Genomic DNA, 21,608 nt, shown 5'->3' on the forward strand with positions numbered 1-21,608 from the left:
CAATTTTCCATTATCGCATGAAATCAGAATAGCCAAAATATGTGGCTGAGTAATTTAAGTTCGATCGAGCCGTGACTCCTACCCAAAAACGGATAGTTGCTTTCCCACAGGAGTCGTTAGCCTCCCAAAATTTTAGACCCTAGTTGAAGCTACCCGATTCTTTTGTGGAGTCAATCTAAAATCTAAAATCTAAAATCGACTGACTGGACAAACGGGCGATCGGATTGGCTCGCCAAGTCCCTCGCTGTTGCCACGCTCTTCTAATATTTTAGAAAAAAGATGCTGAAATTGTTTATCCTGTCAATGAGATATGTATAATTTAACAACCAAGCCGGAGGTCAGTCAAATGAACGTACAACTGGTTGAATCCCTAATTCAAGTTATCTGGTCTCTCGCAGCCGACGAGCAATTAGCGACTCTAGGGAAAATATTACCAAATATCTCCTACGCTTCGACCCGGAAACTGGTGCATTTTGCCCTAAAGGGCGGCTATTTTAATTTTTTGAATGACAAACTAGAGATTTATACTCTCAAATATCGACAAGCAATTGCCTGATACTCAAAAACAGGATATTGAAAGAACTTTTGAATGTGTGAATAATAAAAATGTCTGAATCATTAACCAAAGGAGGAACGATCGCAGCGATCGCCACTGCCATAGTTCCCCAACAAGGCAGCGTCGGCATTGTGCGAGTTTCCGGTTCCGCAGCCTTAAAAATTGCCGAAACTCTGTTTCGCACCCCAGGACGGCAAATCTGGGAGTCTCACCGCATTCTTTACGGTCATATCCGTCGCCCCAAAACTCAAGAATTAGTCGATGAAGCTTTATTGTTAATCATGAAAGCGCCGCGTTCTTTTACTCGCGAAGATGTGGTGGAATTTCACTGTCACGGTGGCATTATGGCTGTGCAGCAAGTCTTGCAGTTATGTTTGGAAAATGGGGCGAGATTAGCGCAGCCAGGAGAGTTTTCGCTGCGGGCTTTTTTGAACGGGAGGCTGGATTTAACTCAAGCTGAAAGTATCTCAGATTTGGTGGGAGCAAAATCGCCCGCTGCTGCACAAAGTGCTTTGGCCGGTTTGCAAGGAAAATTAGCGCAGCCAATTCGCAAATTGAGAACAACTTGTTTGGACGTACTGGCAGAAATTGAGGCAAGAATTGATTTTGAGGAAGATTTGCCGCCTTTAGATGAAGCTAAAACTTCTTTGGAAATAAATCATGTTTTGGAGGAATTGTCAACAATTTTGGCGACTGCCGATCGCGGAGAATTGTTGAGAACAGGTTTAAAAGTAGCGATTGTTGGGCGGCCGAATGTGGGAAAATCGAGTTTGTTGAATGCGTGGAGTAAGAGCGATCGCGCGATCGTCACGGATTTGCCCGGTACGACGCGGGATGTCGTAGAATCGCAGCTAGTTGTGGGCGGCATTCCGGTGCAGGTGCTCGATACTGCGGGCATTCGAGAAACCGAAGACAAGGTAGAAAAAATTGGCGTTGAGCGATCGCGCGCAGCAGCAAAACAAGCCGATTTAGTGTTGTTGACAATTGACGCAGAATCTGGTTGGACAGAGGAAGATTCGGAAATTTACGAACAAGTAAAGCACCGCCAGCTAATTATAATTATCAACAAAATAGACTTAGTAAAAACAATCCCCCAATTACCTTTTTCCTCAGAAATTCACCCAATAGTTACCGCAGCAGCAGCCCTGGATCGAGGCATAGAAGACTTAGAAACAGCAATTTTAGATGCTGTCAGCGGGGGAAATTTGCAAGCAGCAAACTCAGATTTAGCAATCAACCAGCGACAAGCAGCGGCGTTAACCAGAGCTAAAATTTCTCTGGAACAGTGCACAGATACTATGAGCAATAAATTGCCTTTAGATTTCTGGACAATAGATTTGCGCGGGGCTATTCAAGCATTGGGGGAAGTTACGGGCGAAGAAGTGACAGAATCAGTGCTCGATAGAATATTTAGCAGATTTTGCATTGGCAAATAGCAATGGTAGGACTTACGTAAAACCTCTCTATTACAGGTTTGCAATCCTCACTTTACCGCTATCACTTGAAAATTCAGAAGATTGACTGACTCGCTTGTTTCATTGTTGGCAGATTGAGTAGTTCATACCATAAATCAGCAACGCCAATTCTTCAATCTAAAATCTAAAATCTAAAATCTAAAATCGATTGACTTATTCTTACGATCGAGGTCTTCCAAGACTTGTAATATAAAGCACAGCCTCACCCGCAGGAATACCGAGAACGTCATTGACGCGATCGTCAAAAAAGCCCCCGATACCGCTGACACCCAAACGCAGTTGCATAGCTGCTAAATTCAACCGCTGGCCCAAATGACCCGCGTCCATGTGCAAATAGCGGTAAACTCGATCGCCATATTTTGCTACAGCCCTGTTCAAATCCGCCGTGTGAAACAACAGCGCCCCCGCATCTCTGCCCAAGTCTTGCCCCAAACACAAAAAATGCAGTTCCCTGCGGAAATTTTTAAACCGAATTTGTCGCAATTCTTGAGCTTTCGGAGCGTAATAGTAACAGCCTTCTTCTAACCCATTTACTCCCGAAACAGCAATAAAAGTCTCGATCAAACTTAGATCGAAATAGTCGGGATAACCGTCTAATCCTTGGTCGATATAGTGCTGGGGCTGGTAAGTAAAATCCAGCATAGCTAGCAGTTCGCCCAAGCTCAAAGAAGCACCTGTATAAGCACGGGTCGAACGCCTTTTGAGCATAGTGTTTTCTAAATTTTCCAGGTTCACTCCCCAAGGAATCGAAGGAGTGACAGTCGAAACTTTACTACAAAATGGAAAGTTGTATTTATCCTCTAATTCCCCTTCACTTTCATCAATTTTCCAGCCATCAGCTCCGGTAGGGTCTGATTCTAAATGCGTCGCTTTGTGAAGGTATTTTAACAGTTGACCTTCGGAAATTTTCGGGTAATCAGTGGTGGTGTTTCCGGGCAAAGCTGTTTTAAATTTAGGCAAGTTTTGGTCAATATCTAGCAAGTCGGCTAAAGCAACTATACAAATCGCTCCTTCTTGCTCCGAGTCAATGTAAAGTAATTCATTGACAGCTTCGTCGGCGAATCCTCCAATCAGGTGAGGTCGGTAATCGTTGACGGCGCAAGCTAACTCAATATTACTCAATAAATGCCCAGTGTCTAGAAAAATTCGCCGATAAGCTCGGTCTTCATAACGCCAAGAAGAACGGAAAAAAACAGTGGTAATGGCGATCGCCAATTGGGTATTTTCTAGCGCTGGCGACTGGAAACAAGCTGCTTGCAATGCCGGCCAAACTTGACTGTCCCAAAAATGAACAAGTGAATGAGTTCTGCACTGATAGTTGTAGAGTCCGGCCGGCAACTGGGCAGTGCCACGGGAGATTAAATAAACCTCTGCTGGGTAGAGTCCACCCGCCGACGGTGCAGAGCGCAAATACAGGTAGCTATCGTCTACCGTCTGCACTTTCGCCGTCAACCCGTAGCTGCACAGCAACAAGCTAGATAACCGATGCCACCAAGCGGCATCGGGATCAGCATCAACATCCTCCGAGGGGTCTTTTAGATAAGGCTTGAGGTCAAAATACGCTCCAATTTTATATTCTTTGAAAGGCACAGGTTGCTCTGTCCAATCTAGCTGTTTGCTTTTAGCAGCAATGGTTTCAGGGTCGTATTTGGTGCGTTCGTGGTAGTGCTCAGCAATGGAGAGAGGATGTTCTGGCATATTTCAGTAGAGGATTGGCTTTGGTTTCTCGATCGATCTTGACATTACTAACCGCTTACTGGTCGAGTAAGGCAGAAATTTACAAATATAAAAAAAATCTTAGAAAAAATGCGACTGTTGTTACACAAGCTTAACATAAGAATATGCCTAAGTATAAATACGCAGAATAATAACCATTAATTACTGTTATGGATTGGCTGCAGTAGCTGTCGTCATGAGGAGTGAAAATGCAAAAGCTAAGCGCTGAGGAATTGCTTGCTCAGTATGCTGAGGGCCAGCGAAACTTTAACGCCGTTGACTTAAGTGAAAATAACTTGTTTCAAGCAGATTTGACAGAAATAAATCTTTCTGGTAGCGTTCTGAGGCGAGCTTATCTGCCCTACGGAAATTTGACGCAAGCTAATCTTTATAAAACTGATTTGCAAGAGGCTGAATTGGGCGACATTCAACTTTATCAAGCTAACTTGTCGGAAGCAAGTTTATCAAGAGCAAACTTATCAAGAGCAAATTTGCGTCACGCCAATTTGCAAGGTGCTAATTTGCAGAAAGCTAATTTGCAAGGTGCGGATTTGTACAATGCAGATTTGACGAATGCCGATTTGAGATATGCGGATTTGAGTCGAGCTAATTTGGAGAAAGCAAAGTTAAGCAAAGCTCAATTAGCGGGCTGCAACTTATTTCGATCGCGCTTGGGTGATTTGTCGGAAGCCGAGTGCGATCGCACTACTATCGGGCCCGAAGGCTATTGATGATTTGCAGCGGCTAGTCTAGGGCCTAGGGCGATCGGCTTAATTAGTCGTGAAGCGTAGCTATCCCGTAGGGAATCGCTCTTTTTAAAATTTCTTAACATTTCTCGACACGTGGGAAAATGTGAGTTACAGTCGTAGAGAACTTATGGCTCCGCAACATTGACAATAAATAACACATTTTTCCAGCGGAAAACAGGCTAAAATTTATGAATTCTCCAGACAACAAATCCCGAGAACTCCGGCGTAAAGAACAAGAACTGCGGAAGCGAGAACAAGAAATTCGGCTCCGCGAACTAGAAGCCGAAATCGACCGCTCAGTGCCCGAACATCTAACAAGCAAGTACCAAGAACCAGACAGCCAAGTTAACGGCAAACTCAAACAGTGGCGCCGAAAAATTATAGCAGCCGCTCAATTTACAGGCATTGTCATTGCTGTTATCGTTGCAGTTCGCATAGCATCTTGGCTGGCAGCCGCGCTGATAGTGGGAGGCATTGCTTTCATAGCTTACAAAATGTTTATTGAAGAAGACAGAAGTTGAAAGCTCAAGCAGGAAACTATCAGGAAACAGCCATGAATCTTAAAGTAGAAACTAGCAACTTTCTCAACGATTTAGAGCGCGTAGCCGCCGTCCGCCGAGAAATTGCCGATCGCCTCAGCAACATCGCCACAGCCATCAACCAATCAGAATTAGCAGCAGGAGAAGCATCGGGAAAACTCGGTTTAGAAACAGACAACGCTGACATTGATGTCGCCAGTAAAAACTTGCGCCAAGGAGTCTTTCGCCTGTTAGTGCTAGGTGATATGAAACGCGGAAAAAGCACTTTTCTCAATGCGTTAATCGGCGAAAACTTACTGCCCAGCGATGTAAATCCCTGTACAGCTTTGTTGACGATTTTGCGCTACGGTTCAGAAAAAAAAGTTACCGTTTATTTCAATGACGGCAAAAGCCCCAAACAGCTAGATTTTAAAAGTTTTAAACAGAACTACACAATTGACCCCGCTGAGGCAAAACGTTTAGAAGAAGAAAAGAAACCAGCATTTCCCGATATCGATTGTGCCGTAGTAGAATATCCCTTACCTTTGCTGGAAAAAGGCATAGAAATAGTAGACAGTCCCGGACTGAACGATACAGAAGCCCGCAATGAATTATCTCTGGGTTACATCAACAACTGCCACGCTATTTTGTTTGTGCTCAGAGCAACTCAGCCTTGCACAATGGGTGAAAGACGTTATTTAGAAAATTACATCAAAAATCGCGGATTAAGCATTTTCTTTTTGATCAATGCTTGGGATCAGGTGCGGGAAAGTTTGATTGACCCGGATGATCCTGAAGAATTAGCAGAAGCAGAAGGGAAACTGCGGCGGGTTTTTCAAGCTAATTTGGCTGAATATTGTTTAACAGAAGGACACGATATTTACGACGAGCGAGTGTTTGCAATTACCTCAATTAAGGCGCTCAGGCTGCGGATGAAAAACCCGGAGGCGGATTTGACAGGAACTGGTTTTCCCGAGTTTATGGCGGCACTGAATACGTTTTTGACCCAGGAAAGGGCGATTTCGGAATTGCGCCCGGCGAGGACTTTGGCGCGTCAAATTTCTGCTCGTGTCCGCGAAGCTGTTGGGCGCAGATTACCATTACTCGATCGCGATGTCAATGAGTTGAAGGAAAAAATTAATTCAGTTGAGCCGGAGTTTAAGAAGCTGACTCAAATTCGGGATGAGTTTCAACAAGAAATTATCGAAGTTAGAGATAGTAAATCGCGGGCGATCGCAGATTCTTTCCGCGCCTACGTTCTCAACTTAGAAAATACCTTTGAAACAGACTTTTTGCGGTATCAACCGGATCTAAAATTTCTGGATTTCTTCAGCCAAGGCAAGCGAGAAGCCTTTGAAGCATCGCTCAAACGAGCATTAGAGCAGTACATCAATGACAAACTAGCAGCTTGGACTCTCACCGCAGAACAAGAGATGAATTCAGCATTTTCGCAGCTATCGAAAAGTGCGGCAAATTACGGAGCATCTTACACGAAAGTGACTGAAAAAATCACCGAAAAACTGACCGGGCAAAAAATACCAGCAGCAGTCAGCAACTCGAACGAAGATAACTCGCCAGCTTGGGCAAAATGGGCGATGGGATTGTTCTCGTTAACGACCGGAAATCTGGCGGGCGTAGCAATGGCAGGAGCTGGTTTTGACTGGAAAAATATCCTGCTTAATTTAATCACTGTGTTGAGCGTCAGTACAATTTTTGCTAGTTTGACCGGGGTTGTTTTGGGGCCGCTATATTTAGCTTTGTTGGGGATTGGTGTTGGCGTTTTGCAAGCAGACGGAGCTAACAAACAGTTGGTTAAAGCGGCAAAAAAAGAGTTGGTGAAATATCTGCCGCAGGTGGCTCAAGAGCAGTGGCAGCCGATTCACGATGCTGTGAAAGAGTGTTTTGATGTTTACGGGCGAGAAGTGGGCGATCGGATGAATGCGGATATTAATTCTCGGAAAGCTGAGTTAGATAATTTGCTGGAACAAAAGGAATCTCGCGAGATTAATTGTCAGGCTGAATCGCAGCGGTTGAAAAAATTGGAGGCTGATGTTTCTGCCGAGTCGCAGAGTATTGAATCGCTATATCAAGGTTTCCTAGCATCCGCTTAAAATAAAACAACAATATGCAACAACCCGCAATTTATCAAGACCTGACAGACTATCTCAAATCAGCACTCGGTATTCTCGAACTTGATAAAAACTCCCAACTGTATCGAGATACCACCTCAATTTGCGACTATCTCGCCAAACCAACTTTTCAAATTGCTGTCTTTGGCCCGTTTAATTACGGCAAGTCAACTTTGCTCAATGCAATGCTTGGAAATCGTGCTTTGCCGATCGACCTTGTGCCCACTACAGGTGCTGCCATTTATGTCAACTACGGCGAGGAATTGCGCGCAAAAATTACCCTGAAAGACGGTACGGAAGTTAGCGAACCGGGGACTGATGTTTTGAAACGTTACGCCATCCTTGACGACGCCAGACAAATGCGGGATGATGTGGCGGCCGTGAATGTTTATTGTCCCCATCCATTCCTGCAAACCGGTGTGGAATTGCTGGATTTGCCGGGAACCAACGATCGGGAACAACAGGATAATTTGGTTCGGGATAAATTGCTAACGGCTGATTTAGTTGTGCAGGTTTTAGATGCTCGCAAATTGATGACTTTAGGCGAACGGGAGAACTTGAGAGATTGGTTGAGCGATCGCAACATCAACACAGTCGTCTTTGTTGCCAATTTTCTCAATCTACTCGAACCAGACGACCAAAAACAAGTATACAATCGGTTGTTGTTTGTTGCCGAAAGTTTTCGCTCGAACTTGCCGAACAATATCAGCAATATCTACCGCGTCGATGCTTTGCCGGCTTTGAGGGCTAGGCTAAAAGGAGATGTGGCCGCAGCCCAAACTACAGGAATTGCTACGTTTGAATCGGCTTTGCAAAGTATTGTGGCAGCTCAACAGGAACAACTAGCAGTTAAGTTGCCTAGAATTGAAGCTATAGCTACTAAAATTTGCCAATCTCTCCGAGCCAAAGCTGAAACTGTCACCGCAGAAATAGCCGCAGCTCAAAAGAAGCATAAAGACAAAATTGAAATTAAACAAAAAGCCGAAAAATTGATATCAAAAGGCTTTCAAGCCAGCGTTTCCGATTTCGAGATTTGGCTTTACCAGCCCACACTTTTGCAGCGGTATCAATCGGAAATGGCGCTGTCGCTCCAGGAAGGAAGTTTTGATGCGTGGAAGCTAAAATTTCAGCGAGAGGTTTTACATCAGCAGCAAACCATCGCAGAATGGGTAAATAAAGCTTGCGAATTCTTTGAGAAAGAACAGCCGATCGCACTTTTGATTTCCTTTCCTCCATCCCCGCAAGTCAGTTTACCGGAGCCGCCACCACCTCCAGCTCAAAAGTCGATCGAGGGCGAAGTGGCTCCAGTGGCGATCGCCACAGGCTTAGGTTGGCTATTGGGCGGGCCTGTGGGAGCTGCAGTAGTCGGCGGTGCTAGCTATATTTTGAATAAAAGAACTGGGTATGAGAAGCCGCCTGAATCGTCAGAAGCTTATCTAAATCAAGTAAAGGAAATTTGCAGTGAGGCTGCTAAAAACTATCTCGCTCGCTTCAGTACCGATACTTTTTCCATGCTGCAACACTACAAGGAAATCGCCGGAAAAGTTATCTGTTTTCAAGACAGCAAAGAGCCGCTACAGACTAATATTCAGCAATACCAGATACAGTTAATCAATAATTTGTTAGAAAATATCGAATCTTGGCTTCAAAGGACCAAATCTGTAATTAACGGCAAATGATCCGAACCGACATTGCGGCCAGTACGAATCTTCAAAACACCAATTTCTTTGCTGACTAGAAAGTGATCGATCGGAATATAAGCCAGCGGCATAAAAGTCGGCCAAGTCGGTAAAATGCCAAAGCCCGATCGCGCATTTCGCAGGTTTCCGGTTTTGACCATATTTTTATAGAAAGGCGACCACATTGTGGTATTGAAATCGCCAAGCACAATCACCGGATTTTTGACTTGGGCTGCATACTCGCCGATGCCTGCTAGCTGTCGATTGCGCTCGATAAAACTCTGCTGTTTGATCGGCACAGTGGGGTGAACAAGAATCAAAGAAATGATTTTACCTTGAAATTTCACATCCGCAGACAAGCTCTTTCTTCGCTTTGAAAAGGCTTTAATAGAAGCATTTTCTAAAGGCAGCTTGCTGTATATTGCACTGCCAAATCTATCAGATTCTTGCAGGTTGGAAGAGTAAGGAAAAATATCGCTTAAGACGGCTAACTCCTTCGCCCAAACTGTGCTGACTTCGACAAAAACCGCGATATCTGGTTGTTCTGCTTTTACCAGCGATATCACCTCAGAATAGCGTCGGTTATTCGTTAAAACATTTGAATGCAAAATCCGCAGGTTTTGTCCAGGAGTTGCTCCGGCAAAGGCGGCCGCTGGAAAATACCAAGGAACAATTTCCGCCAAATTAATGATAATGCAAAATGCGCTCACCAGCCACCATATTTTTTTTGAGCGCACGAGAGCGAAGAATATAAAAGTAGAGAAACCAACCAGCAGATATTGTAGTTTAAAATGAGAAGTCAATTCAAAAAAAATGTTGAATTCTCCCAAATAACCGACTATTGACAATACGGCATTTACAGTGGCTGCGATAATAAACCATTTTAAAATTAGGTGCTTCAAGCTAATGCTTTTGTTGGTCATGCTGTGCATCACCGCCCATTTTAGCTTGATTTTGAGGTCGTTGGTAATCAGCAATTTATCAATTTCTGCTACCAGTTGTTCTGGCTGTTCCAACTCTCGCCGCTTTTGATAAAATCTCACCAGCAAGCTATCTACCACAAAATAACTAAAATAATTGGCAACAAATCCTGCAAATACCAACACACCTAAACCAATCAGCATACCAAAGGAACCGCCGACTTTAACCAAACCCGACCAAACGGCTGCGTCACCTGTTTTACCTGTAGCTGCTATGGCTATAAATAGCATTAAAGCAGGCAATCCGACCGTGATTGTGTTTCTGATGATATAGTCCATTATACAATTTTAGATTTTAGATTTTAGATTTTAGATTGGGAAGTAATCATGCAGTTTTTAGGGCAATGCACACCCCACCTATTGATTTAAGAGCGACTTTACAAAATCGGGATACTCCTTAAATTTCATAGATTTCTAAGGGTAAGTTGTCGGGATCTCGGAAAAAGGTAAACCGTTTTTCTGTAATCTCGTCAAGGCGAATTTTTTCTACTTCTACTTGTTGGGATTTTAAGTAAGCAACTGATGCTTCTATGTCCTCAACTGCAAAAGCTAAATGTCTCAAACCGCAAGCTTCAGGATTGTTAATTCTTTCAGGAGGATGGGTAAATGAGAAAAGCTCGATGGTGTCGCCGTTTCCGACTCGCAAATCTAGTTTGTAAGAATTCCTCTCGGTTCGGAAAGTTTCTTTGATAATGGAACATCCCAATACTTCTACATAAAATTTTTTCGAGGCTTCGTAATCCGAGCAAATAATAGCCACATGATGTATTGCTTTTATTTTCATCTGAAAAAAGTTAGTTAGTTGCGTTTTTCTGAGATGTTGCACCATTCTCAATAAGCTTTTTATGAACAGGCTTTTCGGCCTGTTCCACAACAAAATTCACTCTTTGTGGAACAGGCCGAAAAGCCTGTTCTTGAGAATGGCGCAAGATGTGAGGTTGTCCAAATGCACAGCACGCTATTGACAATTATATTTGACGATCGCAGACTCTGCCAGAAACCCTGCTAAATTCAGCGCGATCGCCGTTTATTTTCCCCCGTCCAAATCTTAATTTAAAAATTTCTGCAAAAAAAGTACCCTACTTTGATAAAATGAGAGTTTTGCAGTCAATCACCCAATTTGCATCTCAGGAGACAAGGATTATGGCCCGTATGTATTACGACACCGACGCGAACCTAGACCTCTTAGCTAACAAAACGATTGCTATCATCGGCTACGGTTCCCAAGGACACGCCCACGCGCTTAACCTCAAAGACAGTGGCATGAATGTCGTTGTCGGTTTGTATCCCGGTAGCAAATCTGCAGCCAAAGCAACCAACGCGGGTTTAACAGTTCACCCGGTAGACAAAGCAGCCGCCGCCGCTGACTTCATCATGATTTTATTGCCCGATGAAGTTCAAAAAACTATTTACAAAGAACAAATCGAACCGAACCTTTCTGAAGGAAATGTTTTAGCATTTGCTCACGGTTTTAACATTCACTTCGGCCAAGTTGTTCCCCCTGCCAATGTAGACGTAGTAATGGTTGCCCCCAAAGGCCCCGGACACTTGGTGCGACGGACTTACGAACAAGGGGAAGGTGTTCCGAGTTTGTTTGCAGTATATCAAGATGCTTCCGGTCAAGCGCGCGATCGGGCAATGGCCTATGCTAAAGGTATCGGTGGCACCAGAGCAGGCATCCTGGAAACAACTTTCCGCGAAGAAACAGAAACCGATCTTTTTGGCGAACAAGTAGTTTTGTGCGGCGGTTTGAGCGCCTTAATTAAAGCTGGATTTGAAACTTTAGTTGACGCCGGATACCAACCGGAATTAGCTTATTTTGAATGTTTGCACGAAGTTAAACTTATCGTTGACTTAATAGTAGAAGGAGGCCTCGCCAAAATGCGCGACAGCATCTCCAATACCGCAGAATACGGCGATTTAACTCGCGGCCCCCGCATCGTCACGGATCAAACCCGCGCCGAAATGCGTAAAATTCTCAGCGAAATTCAATCCGGCCAATTTGCCCGCGAATTCGTTCTGGAAAACCAAGCTGGCAAACCAGGTTTTACCTCCATGCGCCGTCAGGAAGCAGAACATCCTATTGAAGAAGTTGGTAAAGATTTGCGAGCTATGTTTAGCTGGTTGAAAAAGCAAGCCTAATCAATTTTAGATTTTAGATTTTAGATTTTAGATGGGAAGACCAATCTAAAACAGCCCTAGAGGCATAACCTCTATGTGTAGGGTGTGCAATGCACACCTTACCGCTGGGAGGAAAATCTAAAATCTTAAGTTTAATCGATTACAGATTAGAGAGTGGATAAAAAATCTCTAATCTACAATCCAAAATCTAAAATCGTACTGTTGGGTTTCGCTTCGCTTAACCCAACCTACAATACTACAAGAAAATGGCTAGGTATTATTAGAGAAACCGGGTTTATCCCTGGTAGCTCAAAACTATCGACTCGGGCTAGGGCTTTTTTGCAATTTATCAATATCCTGTTGCCTTTGCTCGTTGAAATCTCTCGGCCTCAACCAATTTGGCCACAACCCGACGAAGAACTTTCGGCTTGCTACGCTAGTATCTCTTACAGGTTTGGGGAGAAAAGTTAAAGTGTCACCGTAAAGGGTAAACAGGGCTGCCAACAGAAGCAATAGCGGGATAAGATTTTTTTTAGGCATTGCAGTTTGGGAGTAGAGTTTGTGGAAGCAGTTTGTTATATTTTGCCCTTGCACGGACAAAATATATCAGAAACAGCTTAAGAAAAAAATACACCCTTCGGGGCTAAGCGGCAGCCCATACAAAAGGAAAAGCTGCTAGTCGTAATATCGTTTCCGCTGACATCGGAATCATAATTTTCCCAATGCAGTGGTAGCTTCCCGTGTGGCTCCGTGCTCTCAGGAGCGACCGAGAAGACGCACTCAAGTATAATTTTCATGTCACCTTATTTGATATTGCTACAAGTCTTAATAATTAGTTATTAGCTAATGACCAATTATTAATTACTAATCACTACTTATTCCCTTGAAGAAAAGTTTGCACTACTGCATTAGTTTCCGGGGAAATTTCTGTTACTAGCCGCACCGGGATTGCCGATGTGGAAGCAAATTGCGCGTATTCTGGTGTTAGAAAAACTGCATATTTATCAGCTTCAGCAGTTAGTTGCGCGGCGGTAGCCAAACTTACAGCTTTAATATAATTGCGTATGCTAACAGCTTGGTCGCCGACAACTTCATCGCCGGTAATTACTGTGCTCGGCCGACGAACTTGGTTTAAAGTTGTACTCGGATCTTTGACACTTAAGTGGGTTCCTCCTACCAAACCAACTAGCCATTTAGGAGATGGAATTTTCGGAAAGCCGGCAATTTGTTCGGCTAAGGCGGGAGTTGTTTTGTCGGCAGAAGATGCTACTATTAAGGTGGGAATTTGAATGGCACTTAAACCCGTTTCTCCAAATAATAATGATGTGATCGGATTCATGGCGATCGCCCTTTTAATCCTCCCATCCCGCAATTGATACCGTTCTTCGGGTAATCCGGCCGCCGCGCACTGAATGCCTTCGCCTAAGCTGAACCCAATCAAATCCCCCTGACACCTTTGTTTGAGTGCGCTCAATTGCAGTTCGGCGCCGGCCAAGGACAAGGCTGTAGCGCCGCCAAATGAATAGCCAATTATTACCCATCGGTTGATCGCAATTTTCCCCTGCAAATTATCATCAGTTTGGTTCAATTTTGTCAGTTCGTCGAGTACAAAACTGATGTCTTTGGGACGCTCTAAAAACTCTTGAGGAGCTAGCAAGGGACACTGCCCCGCCATCGCAGCATTGGTATTCGTCTCGTTGCTGCCGGGATGTTCTAAAGCTGCTACCACATAGCCGTGAGACGCCAAATGCTCAGCTAAGTAGCGCAAATCGGTGCGGACGGAACCCAACCCGTGAGAAAAGACGATCGTCGGTTTGTCGGCTGTCGCAGCTTCCGACCAATACACATCAACTGGAATAAGTCGATTGCGGGCACTATCGTTCAAATCTAGCGCCCGTACCTGCACCAAATTAGCGCCGGGCTGGGTTGGATCGAAAGGCAGCTTAAACGCGGGTTTAACCGCTGCTAACTGAGGTGCGATCGCCGCCATAAAGCGCTGAGTTTGCCAAAAACTGGCGTTCATATTTCCCAAAACTGTGAAAGCTCGATCGAGATCCACCACTACTCGCGAGCTCGGATAAGATTCAATGAAAGTCAATACCGATAAGCCTTCCGGCGCGTTTGCTCCCTGCACCAAAGCGGCTCGCAGGGCTTCCACACCCCCACCGCCACGCCTAGGTATGACTGTAGTCAAATCCGTCAGGATGGCAGTGCCGATGCCCGTGTTTAGCAAGTTACTCAGGCCGACTACATTTAGGGGAATTTTCGCTTGCAGCGCCCGAAAAATTTTACTCCGCTGTTCCTCAGACAGGAGATTTGCATAAGCTTGAAGTTTGGCGGGGACTTTTCCTGTTTCTGCGAGTTCGCGCAAATCCTCAACCGATATTGACGATTCTAAAATACCTTTGCGAACAACAACCGTTTCTGCAGCTTTTGCAGAGGATGTCGCGCCGCTGAAAGGATTAATCGAAATCGAACCCAAAATACTCGCCACCGAAGAAAACCATCTGAAATTTGGTCTGATGCTCATTTTTACCTTATTGAACTAGAGGGGGTAGATCACCATATTCTCAAAATTCTCCCAGATACCGAGAAATTGTCCTAGATGCCGAGAAATTGTCTCCATCGGGGTGTGATCGTCAAGGTCTCTACGCATATTTACTTGCCGAGCGCACATTCCGTACCTAAGTGCACTTCTTGTGCGGGTGCTAATGATGACGAGTTAAATGATGTTTTAATCGATCGCCCAAAAAATACAACCTTCACGAGTGAAAAGAGCGATCTAGTGTATTTACGAACCGCACAAAGGTGCGGAAATTTTGCTAGTAATTCCGTTGGGTTAGGATTAAATATAAGACTTACACAATTGTCACAAATAGGACTTAAATTTTAGGTATGTAGTTGCGATTGTGCGCTCTTAGTTAGGAAAGAGCGCACAATCGCAACTATAGCCGTTCTCAAGCGTTGTGAGGTATGGGGGCGAGCCCGATGCCCGATGCCCGATGCCCGATGCCCGATGCCCGATGCCCGATGCCCTATTCCCGATGATTACCTCATGTTACTGAGAAAGGCTATACATACCTTTGTTTAATTTGCCAGTTGGCTTTAGTCCTAAAATCTTAACCGCAGATGAATGCAGATTCATAACGTAATCTGCGGTTAAAATATTCCTCAAGATACAGGAAAATAAACAACAAGCATCGAAATATTTTGGTGAGTCCGGGCGATGGCTTCCGGTTCTTTGAGAGTTCCCGGTTTTTCCCACAATTTCTGTTGCTGAGAAAGTGTTGTTAAAATCAGCAAATCGTGTTCTAACAAATTCTGCGAAACTAGCTTGATAAAATTTCCCCGCACCCGATTTACTGGTATCTCAGAAAGAATTTCCACCTCCGCCGCACTTTTGTTGCTTTTTTCCCGTTGTGTCGCCACTAACAACACTTGCAAAGTCGCTTTGAGTTCGTCGGCTAAACTCTTAGCAATATCCACGGTTTCCTGAAATCCAAACCGAGTCAACTCGCTGTCAGTTATGGCCAAAATAACTCTGGCTGTATTCTGAAGAGGATCGGGAAATCGAGCAATCAGTACGGGTACGGGCGATCGCCTTACCACATTGTCAATGATGCTGCCAAAAAAATTGTCGCGCGTCGTAGAAAATCCCTTCCAACCGCAAACAATTAAACTAGCCTCGCGTTCGGTTGCACTTCGCAGAATTCCGCGATCGATCGCATCATCTATCCTCGCGATCGGTTCAACCGCACAAGCAGCCGCGTTAGCCACAGTTTCCGCAGCCGTCAAAAGTTGAGTTTGTTGCATTTTATCTGCCGGAGAAATTGCTTCCCCGCGATCGGACAAAATATGCAGCGGTAGCAAAGTTCCCTGAGATGTTTTGGCTAAAATCAAAGCCAAACGCAGCAAATTATCTTCCGTATTCGGATTAGCAACAGGGACTAAAACTCGCTCTCCCCATGAATGCTTTCCCGAAGTAGCAGTCGGCAAACTAGACCCCGGCGGCTGCATTTCTTGACCCCACCGAGATACAATCCAAGGAGAAGCGACACAAGTTACTAAAATCATGGCAATGATGCCGTTCACCGTTTCAGTATCGACCAATTTAATGTCAAAAGCAACCGTAATCGCAGCCAAAGTAGAAGCAGCTTGAGCAACAGAAAGACCGAACATTACCATAATGTTGGGAAACTCAAAACGAAATAATTTCCCCGGTAGCCAAGCTGCCAAAAACTTGCTCACCACCTCTGCTAAAATCATCACTGCTGCCACCAACAAAGACTGCGGCTGCTTCACCAAAATTAGCGGGTCAATTAACATCCCCACAGAAATCAGAAAAAACGGCACAAACAGCGTATTGCCAATAAACTCAATCCGATTCATCAGGGGACTCATTTTGGGAATAATTTGAGTTATGGCAATTCCCGATAAAAATGCACCAATAATTGCCTCAATTTCAATTAGTTCTGCTGCGTAAGAAACTAGAAATAGGGTGGCCAATACAAATATAAATTCGGCATTTTCGTCATGTCCAAATTTCTTAAAAAACCAGCGACCGATTTTGGGTACTCCCCACAAAGTAGCAAAAGTGTAGATAGCAAGAGATGGAATGAGAAACAGCCAAAATTCGAGAGTTAGATTTCCTTTGAAAGCTTTAACAACAATTGCCAGCACCAACAGTCCCAACACATTCGTAATTAAAGTCCCGCCCAAAGTAGTAGTAATAGTCTGAGTTCGCATCAATCCCAATTTGGTGAGAATTGGCAGCGCTAAAAGCGTGTGCGTAGCAAAACAAGAAGCGACTAAAATTGCAGCCAGCCAGCTATATCCCAACAGCAGCATTGCTCCTGTCCCCAATATCATCGGTAGCGAAAAAGTAGCCAGCCCAAATATGACAGCTTTGTCCGCATTGAGTTTGAGGTCGTCGAGGCTAGTTTCCAATCCCGCTAGGAACATTAAAAACAGCAATCCTACAGTACCTAACAAAACAATAGTAGCGTCTCGTTGCAGCAAATTTAGACCGTTGGGCCCGACAATTACGCCAGCAATAATTAAACCGACTATTCCCGGTAGTCGCAAGCGCTCAAATACCAGCGGGGCGATTAGCATGATTGCTAAAAGAACTAGAAAAACGGGAACGGGAGCGGTAATCGGGCCGGAAGTTAACATAAATTTCACCCTAAATATTGGCAGCGAACTGCTACCATTTTTAAAACAAAATAAGCACAATATCTATCAATCTAAAGAAGGATTCTCAATAAAATACAGCATTATTGGTAATAAGTATGACTGGGCGACCAACTCGGTTTATTGGTCAAATATGGGATGGCTGACTAGAAAATTCTGCAATAAACCGGATTTTTTGTTCGCCGCGCACAAGTCCTGATTCGGCATACCCATAAAAAAGGGAAACGTGCTTTTATTTCTTGCTCTTCCCTATTTAAAATCTAAAACCGGGAAAGGTTTCGCCGCTTCCATCTGCGCCGCTAAAGCAATTAAAGTGGCTTCCGCCGCCGGCCGCCCAATAATTTGAATTCCCACAGGTAAACCGTTGTTATCTAAAATGGCAGGAAGTGCGATCGCAGGCAAACCACTAGCATTAAACGGCGGACAAGGAGCAACCCAATTAATAATTCGCTGCAAAGTTTCTTCAAAACTCAAATCTGCCCACTCCCCAACCCGGATTGGCGAGTGCATATAAGTCGGCAAAACTAACACATCAAATTTTTCAAAGAATCCCACAATCCGCCGTGAAATCACCTGCATTTGATTCACCGCCCGCAAATATTCCCCAGCGGAAATAGTTCTTTCTAACAGCCAGCGATTCATCGGTTCCAAAGCAGGGCCTGGAATACCGCTTGCCGCCGCCCCAGACTGCCAAATTGCGATAAACGGTTCGATTAAACCCGTAAAATCAGGGCATCCCGGTTCGACATCGTGACCCAAATCAGTCAGTAACTTGACGGTTTCGAGTACCGCTTGCTGACAGATAGCCGAAGCCTCGCCCACAGGGGAAATACTGGTAGAAAAAGCAATTCGTAGCTTGCCTAACTCTTGAGTGGAAGCTTCTAAAAACGTCGGATTTGAATCGGGTAGCCAGTACGGATCGCCTGTTGTGTAGCCTGACATCACATCTAAAAGTGCGGCGGCGTCAGCTACAGTGCGCGCCAGGGGGCCGTTGGCAGAAATGCCGCTGAGGTAATCTCCGACGGGGGCCCAGGAAACTCGCCCCCGCGATGGTTTAATGCCCACTAAACCGCAGCAGGAAGCTGGGCCTCGGATCGAACCGCCGCCGTCTGAACCTTGGGCGATCGCGCATAAACCCGCCGCTACAGCCGCCGCTGAGCCGCCGCTGGAACCTCCGGGCGTATACTCTAAATTCCAGGGATTGCGCGCCCGCAGGAAACCTGGGGGTTCGGTGTAAGGCAATGAACCAATTTGAGAGGTTGCTGTTTTGCCCAGAATGTTAAATCCCGCTGCTTCGATCCGCCATACCACTGATTCGCTGTAGTTAGATATGTTATTCACCAAAGCTTGAGTGCCATAGGTACAGGGAACGCCGGCAACTGGTGTCAAGTCTTTAATCGCAATTGGTACTCCGAAAAAAGGTGGCAATTCCTGTGGCTTGTTTAAGCCGGCTAGTTGCTCGGTTTGAGATTTAGCCAGGGCGATCGCCCGATCGGCCGTTACTGTAAAATAACTGCCAAGCTGAGGGTTTAATCGATCGATCCGTTCCAAGTAAAGATTGACAATTTCTAAAGGCGACACTTCCAGGGCGCGAATCGACTTCGCCAACTCCAAAGCAGGAGTAAAAGCCCAATCGACAGAATTCATCCGTTTAACTCCTTAATAGTTGGACAAAGTATAATTTAATACTGTTGAGTTGCTGCAAACTCTTTTCCTTAAGAAATTTATCCAAAAAAGTCAAAAATTCATATTTGATCATATATCGAGAGTGATGGCATCCTCCAATTGGCAGAATATTTCCTTAGTAGTGCAGCATTACGACCCTATCTTGGGATAGACTGAGAACAACAGTTAAGCTTTTGTGCAAGAGACGCACAATGGCGATCGGCATTGTTCAACTCCCACAAATCATCTGTTCGAGTCAGCCTTCTCACCAACTTAAGGTAGCGCATATGACACAACAGCATCCGCCAGCTCCTCGCCCGCCCGTACCCGGAGCTCCCCCACCGCCAGGAATGCCCCGCCCTCCAGCTCCAGGGATGCCCCCCAGAGCAGCAGGAATGCCGCCAGCACCGCCGCCTGCCGCACCCGCACCAGCAGCGCCACCGGCACCAGCGCCGCAATCCTTCGCCACACCTAAAAGCCAGAGTTCTAGCAGCGGCGGAGTTCCGAGTTTGAAAGAGCTAGTAATCCGAGCCAAAGATGAAGGAGTATCCGACCTTCACCTGGGAGTAAACGAAGTTCCCCGCTTCCGCACCCGGGGCGAGATTGCCGACATCGGCTATCCACCGACCGATTTAGATACGTTTTTTGGCTGGTTGCGGGAGTGCATGAGCGATGAAGAAATTGAAATTTTCCAAAAAACCCTAGACTTTGACGGCGCTTTCGACTTCGGCTTCGTCCGCATTCGGATCAGTTGCATGGACTCCTTGGCCGGCCCGGCAATGGTGCTGCGGCTAATTCCTGCCAAAATAATGACACTGGAGGAATTGAAACTGCCGGAGGTATTTAGGAAAATATGTGGCTACCACAAAGGGCTGATTTTGGTGACAGGCCCGACAGGTTCGGGTAAGTCTACCACGTTAGCCGCGATGATCGACTACATCAATAAGAATAAAGCCTACAATATCATCACGATCGAAGACCCCGTAGAATTCGTACACGAAAGCAAAAAATCCTTGATTAAGCACCGGGAAGTCGGCAGGCACACCCTCAAGTTTATGAGCGCTCTCAAAGGCGCTCTGCGACAAGACCCGGATATGCTGCTAGTAGGAGAAATTCGGGACAGAGAGACGGTGGAAATCGCCCTCAAAGCCTCTCAAACGGGTCACTTAGTTGCAGGAACCCTGCACACCAACAGTGCGGTTAAGACCCTGAACCGGATTCTGGATATGTTCGGGGCGGAAGAACAGGATGCCATACGGGTCTCAATTTCCGAATCCCTAGTGGCGATTATTGCTCAACTGCTGTGTAAAACCACCGACGGAAAGCGGGCTGCTTTCCACGACGTTATGATCAATACCGACGTGGTTAAGGAATACATTCTGAAGGGCCAGAATGAGGAAATCAATCAAATCATGATCAAAGATACTTATGAAGGCATGACGACGATGAATAAGTCGCTCTACGGCCTTTATCAAGAAGGTCGGATTACTGAAGAACTTTGTGTAGAGAACTCGCCGTTTCCGAACGAAATGGCTCAGATGCTGCGAGGTCGAGTCTAAATAGTTGACAGTTGACAGTTGACAGTTGACAGTTGACAGTTGAAAACGAGGTTTTTAGGATGGGGATTTAAACAGTTGACAATTATCAAATATCAATTATCAAATGTTAAACCCGCTCATAAAGGTCAAATGTCAATTATTAACTGGTAAAAATCGAGTGTTAACTGTTAACTGCTAACTGTTATTGGTGTACTGAATTGAAAGTCGATCGCCCTATTTTGCCGGAATTTTTCAAAGGCATTGCGCTGTTTACACCAGGGGGAGACTTAATCTATTGCATAGACCCCCGCAAGCAAACTCGGTGGCATTTGCAGTTGTGCGTAGCTCTACAGGAGATCCTCGGTTTGTCAGAACCGCCGCATTTTCTGATACCTTGCTACACGGCAACCGTTGACTCCTGGCTCGATCCAGGCGATAGGCAGGTGCGGGTTGCTGCCGAGGCCTACCCCCCCGTGCTGCGACATCAAACACTGTTGAACGCCATTTTTGGGACTGGCGACTTAGTGTGGCATCCCCGTAGCGAAGAAATGTGCGAACCGATGGCGATTGCTACTTATCACGAACAATTCCCCGAACTTTGGGAAAATCACGACTTAGTTATACAGTATGCCAGCCCCGAAGCTCGATCGGACTGGAGCAGTTCCATAGTAACTCCCTTGGGCTTTCCGCAAGCGCAGCAAACTCGGCTTCCCAAACCAACAGAACTCACCCCACCGCCACAAACTCAAGGGTACGTTTTGCGTCTGTTTGTTTCCGGCAGCAACCCCAGCACCGAACGCACCCTAGAAACTTTACACCAGTTTTTAGAGCAATGCCTCGATCGTCCCTACACTTTAAAAGTAATTGATGTTTTGAAACATCCAGACCAAGCTGAGGCAGATCAGATTTCAGCAACTCCTACTTTGATTAAAATCTGGCCCAAACCCGTGCGACGAATTGTCGGGGAATTGAACGATGATGAAAAAATAGTGCGGCTGCTGAGTTATTCGGAATTTTAGATGGGGGCGAGGATTTTTGCGATTATTTAATAGGGGCGATCGCGGTTTTAGTAGCGATGGAATTAACAACATTTAGTAATTCAGTCATACGCAAAAAGTGGTTTGACGTTCTACTTTATCGGTCAGGTATTCTTGGGCCGTACACCCAAAATATAGAGGTTCTACATCCAGGAATGAACTGCGGGTGAGGCACTGCACTCACCGCGAATAATTAGGGTAACTTACTTGGCTTGAAAATTGTGGTAAGGTGCGCCGAAGAGCACCCTACTT

The 21,608-nt window shown here is 45.3% G+C and carries 15 protein-coding genes; 9 read left to right on the top strand and 6 right to left on the bottom strand.

The genetic code is table 11. The features are described 5' to 3' along the window. The first annotated feature begins 346 nt into the window (after positions 1 to 346). Both QT979_RS01715 and mnmE read left to right on the top strand, forming a co-directional pair. Positions 347 to 556: a hypothetical protein gene (locus QT979_RS01715; protein WP_333211493.1), complete on the top strand. Its 210-nt coding sequence runs from the start codon at positions 347 to 349 to the stop codon at positions 554 to 556. 50 nt (positions 557 to 606) lie between these two features. Further along, complete coding sequence (gene mnmE, locus QT979_RS01720; protein ID WP_333307817.1) at positions 607 to 1,992, top strand: tRNA uridine-5-carboxymethylaminomethyl(34) synthesis GTPase MnmE; 1,386 nt, start codon at positions 607 to 609, stop codon at positions 1,990 to 1,992. 198 nt (positions 1,993 to 2,190) lie between these two features. Here the strand turns inward: mnmE and QT979_RS01725 are convergent, their stop codons facing one another. Continuing rightward, the gene (locus tag QT979_RS01725; protein WP_333307819.1) at positions 2,191 to 3,729 is read right to left on the bottom strand and encodes a SagB/ThcOx family dehydrogenase; all 1,539 of its coding nucleotides are present in this window, start codon (positions 3,727 to 3,729) and stop codon (positions 2,191 to 2,193) included. A 227-nt stretch (positions 3,730 to 3,956) separates the two neighbouring features. Between QT979_RS01725 and QT979_RS01730 the strand changes: the two genes are divergently transcribed. From QT979_RS01730 to QT979_RS01745, 4 genes are all read left to right on the top strand, one after another. Beyond that, entirely contained in the window at positions 3,957 to 4,478 is a 522-nt protein-coding gene (locus QT979_RS01730; RefSeq protein WP_333211488.1) for a pentapeptide repeat-containing protein, read from the top strand. Between the two features lie 206 nt (positions 4,479 to 4,684). Further along, positions 4,685 to 5,017, top strand: a complete 333-nt coding sequence (locus tag QT979_RS01735; protein ID WP_333211487.1) for a hypothetical protein — start codon at positions 4,685 to 4,687, stop codon at positions 5,015 to 5,017. After that, positions 5,014 to 7,125: a dynamin family protein gene (locus QT979_RS01740; RefSeq protein ID WP_333307821.1), complete on the top strand. Its 2,112-nt coding sequence runs from the start codon at positions 5,014 to 5,016 to the stop codon at positions 7,123 to 7,125. Before QT979_RS01735 ends, QT979_RS01740 begins: the two co-directional genes overlap by 4 nt. A gap of 14 nt (positions 7,126 to 7,139) precedes the next feature. Beyond that, complete coding sequence (locus tag QT979_RS01745; RefSeq protein WP_333307823.1) at positions 7,140 to 8,822, top strand: dynamin family protein; 1,683 nt, start codon at positions 7,140 to 7,142, stop codon at positions 8,820 to 8,822. Here QT979_RS01745 and QT979_RS01750 read toward each other — a convergent pair. Together QT979_RS01750 and gloA2 are read right to left on the bottom strand one after the other, a co-directional pair. After that, entirely contained in the window at positions 8,789 to 10,081 is a 1,293-nt protein-coding gene (locus QT979_RS01750) for an endonuclease/exonuclease/phosphatase family protein (RefSeq protein ID WP_333307825.1), read from the bottom strand. The two genes, QT979_RS01745 and QT979_RS01750, sit on opposite strands and share 34 nt — an antisense overlap. A 118-nt stretch (positions 10,082 to 10,199) precedes the next feature. After that, complete coding sequence (gene gloA2, locus QT979_RS01755) at positions 10,200 to 10,586, bottom strand: SMU1112c/YaeR family gloxylase I-like metalloprotein (protein WP_333211480.1); 387 nt, start codon at positions 10,584 to 10,586, stop codon at positions 10,200 to 10,202. 308 nt (positions 10,587 to 10,894) lie between these two features. Here gloA2 and ilvC point away from each other — a divergent pair, with 308 nt between their 5' ends. Further along, entirely contained in the window at positions 10,895 to 11,944 is a 1,050-nt protein-coding gene (ilvC, locus tag QT979_RS01760; protein WP_333211478.1) for a ketol-acid reductoisomerase, read from the top strand. Between the two features lie 850 nt (positions 11,945 to 12,794). Here the strand turns inward: ilvC and QT979_RS01765 are convergent. From QT979_RS01765 to QT979_RS01775, 3 genes are all read right to left on the bottom strand, one after another. Next, positions 12,795 to 14,453: an alpha/beta hydrolase gene (locus QT979_RS01765; RefSeq protein ID WP_333211477.1), complete on the bottom strand. Its 1,659-nt coding sequence runs from the start codon at positions 14,451 to 14,453 to the stop codon at positions 12,795 to 12,797. A 641-nt stretch (positions 14,454 to 15,094) separates the two neighbouring features. Continuing rightward, on the bottom strand, positions 15,095 to 17,098 hold the full coding sequence (locus tag QT979_RS01770) for a cation:proton antiporter domain-containing protein (protein WP_333307828.1): 2,004 nt from the start codon (positions 17,096 to 17,098) through the stop codon (positions 15,095 to 15,097). Positions 17,099 to 17,365: 267 nt separating this feature from the next. Next, the gene (locus tag QT979_RS01775; RefSeq protein WP_333307830.1) at positions 17,366 to 18,763 is read right to left on the bottom strand and encodes an amidase; all 1,398 of its coding nucleotides are present in this window, start codon (positions 18,761 to 18,763) and stop codon (positions 17,366 to 17,368) included. A gap of 305 nt (positions 18,764 to 19,068) precedes the next feature. Between QT979_RS01775 and QT979_RS01780 the strand changes: the two genes are divergently transcribed. After that, positions 19,069 to 20,340: a type IV pilus twitching motility protein PilT gene (locus QT979_RS01780; protein WP_333211472.1), complete on the top strand. Its 1,272-nt coding sequence runs from the start codon at positions 19,069 to 19,071 to the stop codon at positions 20,338 to 20,340. Positions 20,341 to 20,537: 197 nt separating this feature from the next. Next, positions 20,538 to 21,338: a circadian clock KaiB family protein gene (locus QT979_RS01785; protein WP_333211470.1), complete on the top strand. Its 801-nt coding sequence runs from the start codon at positions 20,538 to 20,540 to the stop codon at positions 21,336 to 21,338. Positions 21,339 to 21,608 lie beyond the last annotated feature (270 nt).

The sequence above is a fragment of the Microcoleus sp. w2-18bC1 genome, assembly GCF_036700365.1.
In the GTDB taxonomy this organism is placed as follows: Bacteria; Cyanobacteriota; Cyanobacteriia; order Cyanobacteriales; family Microcoleaceae; genus Microcoleus.

Excerpts from the sequence above, each read along its gene's own strand:
- QT979_RS01715 (WP_333211493.1), top strand. The coding sequence starts at position 347 with ATGAACGTACAACTGGTTGAATCCCTAATTCAAGTTATCTGGTCTCTC.
- mnmE (WP_333307817.1), top strand. The coding sequence starts at position 607 with ATGTCTGAATCATTAACCAAAGGAGGAACGATCGCAGCGATCGCCACT.
- QT979_RS01725 (WP_333307819.1), bottom strand. The coding sequence starts at position 3,729 with ATGCCAGAACATCCTCTCTCCATTGCTGAGCACTACCACGAACGCACC.
- QT979_RS01730 (WP_333211488.1), top strand. The coding sequence starts at position 3,957 with ATGCAAAAGCTAAGCGCTGAGGAATTGCTTGCTCAGTATGCTGAGGGC.
- QT979_RS01735 (WP_333211487.1), top strand. The coding sequence starts at position 4,685 with ATGAATTCTCCAGACAACAAATCCCGAGAACTCCGGCGTAAAGAACAA.
- QT979_RS01745 (WP_333307823.1), top strand. The coding sequence starts at position 7,140 with ATGCAACAACCCGCAATTTATCAAGACCTGACAGACTATCTCAAATCA.
- QT979_RS01750 (WP_333307825.1), bottom strand. The coding sequence starts at position 10,081 with ATGGACTATATCATCAGAAACACAATCACGGTCGGATTGCCTGCTTTA.
- gloA2 (WP_333211480.1), bottom strand. The coding sequence starts at position 10,586 with ATGAAAATAAAAGCAATACATCATGTGGCTATTATTTGCTCGGATTAC.
- ilvC (WP_333211478.1), top strand. The coding sequence starts at position 10,895 with ATGAGAGTTTTGCAGTCAATCACCCAATTTGCATCTCAGGAGACAAGG.
- QT979_RS01765 (WP_333211477.1), bottom strand. The coding sequence starts at position 14,453 with ATGAGCATCAGACCAAATTTCAGATGGTTTTCTTCGGTGGCGAGTATT.
- QT979_RS01770 (WP_333307828.1), bottom strand. The coding sequence starts at position 17,098 with ATGTTAACTTCCGGCCCGATTACCGCTCCCGTTCCCGTTTTTCTAGTT.
- QT979_RS01775 (WP_333307830.1), bottom strand. The coding sequence starts at position 18,763 with ATGAATTCTGTCGATTGGGCTTTTACTCCTGCTTTGGAGTTGGCGAAG.
- QT979_RS01780 (WP_333211472.1), top strand. The coding sequence starts at position 19,069 with ATGACACAACAGCATCCGCCAGCTCCTCGCCCGCCCGTACCCGGAGCT.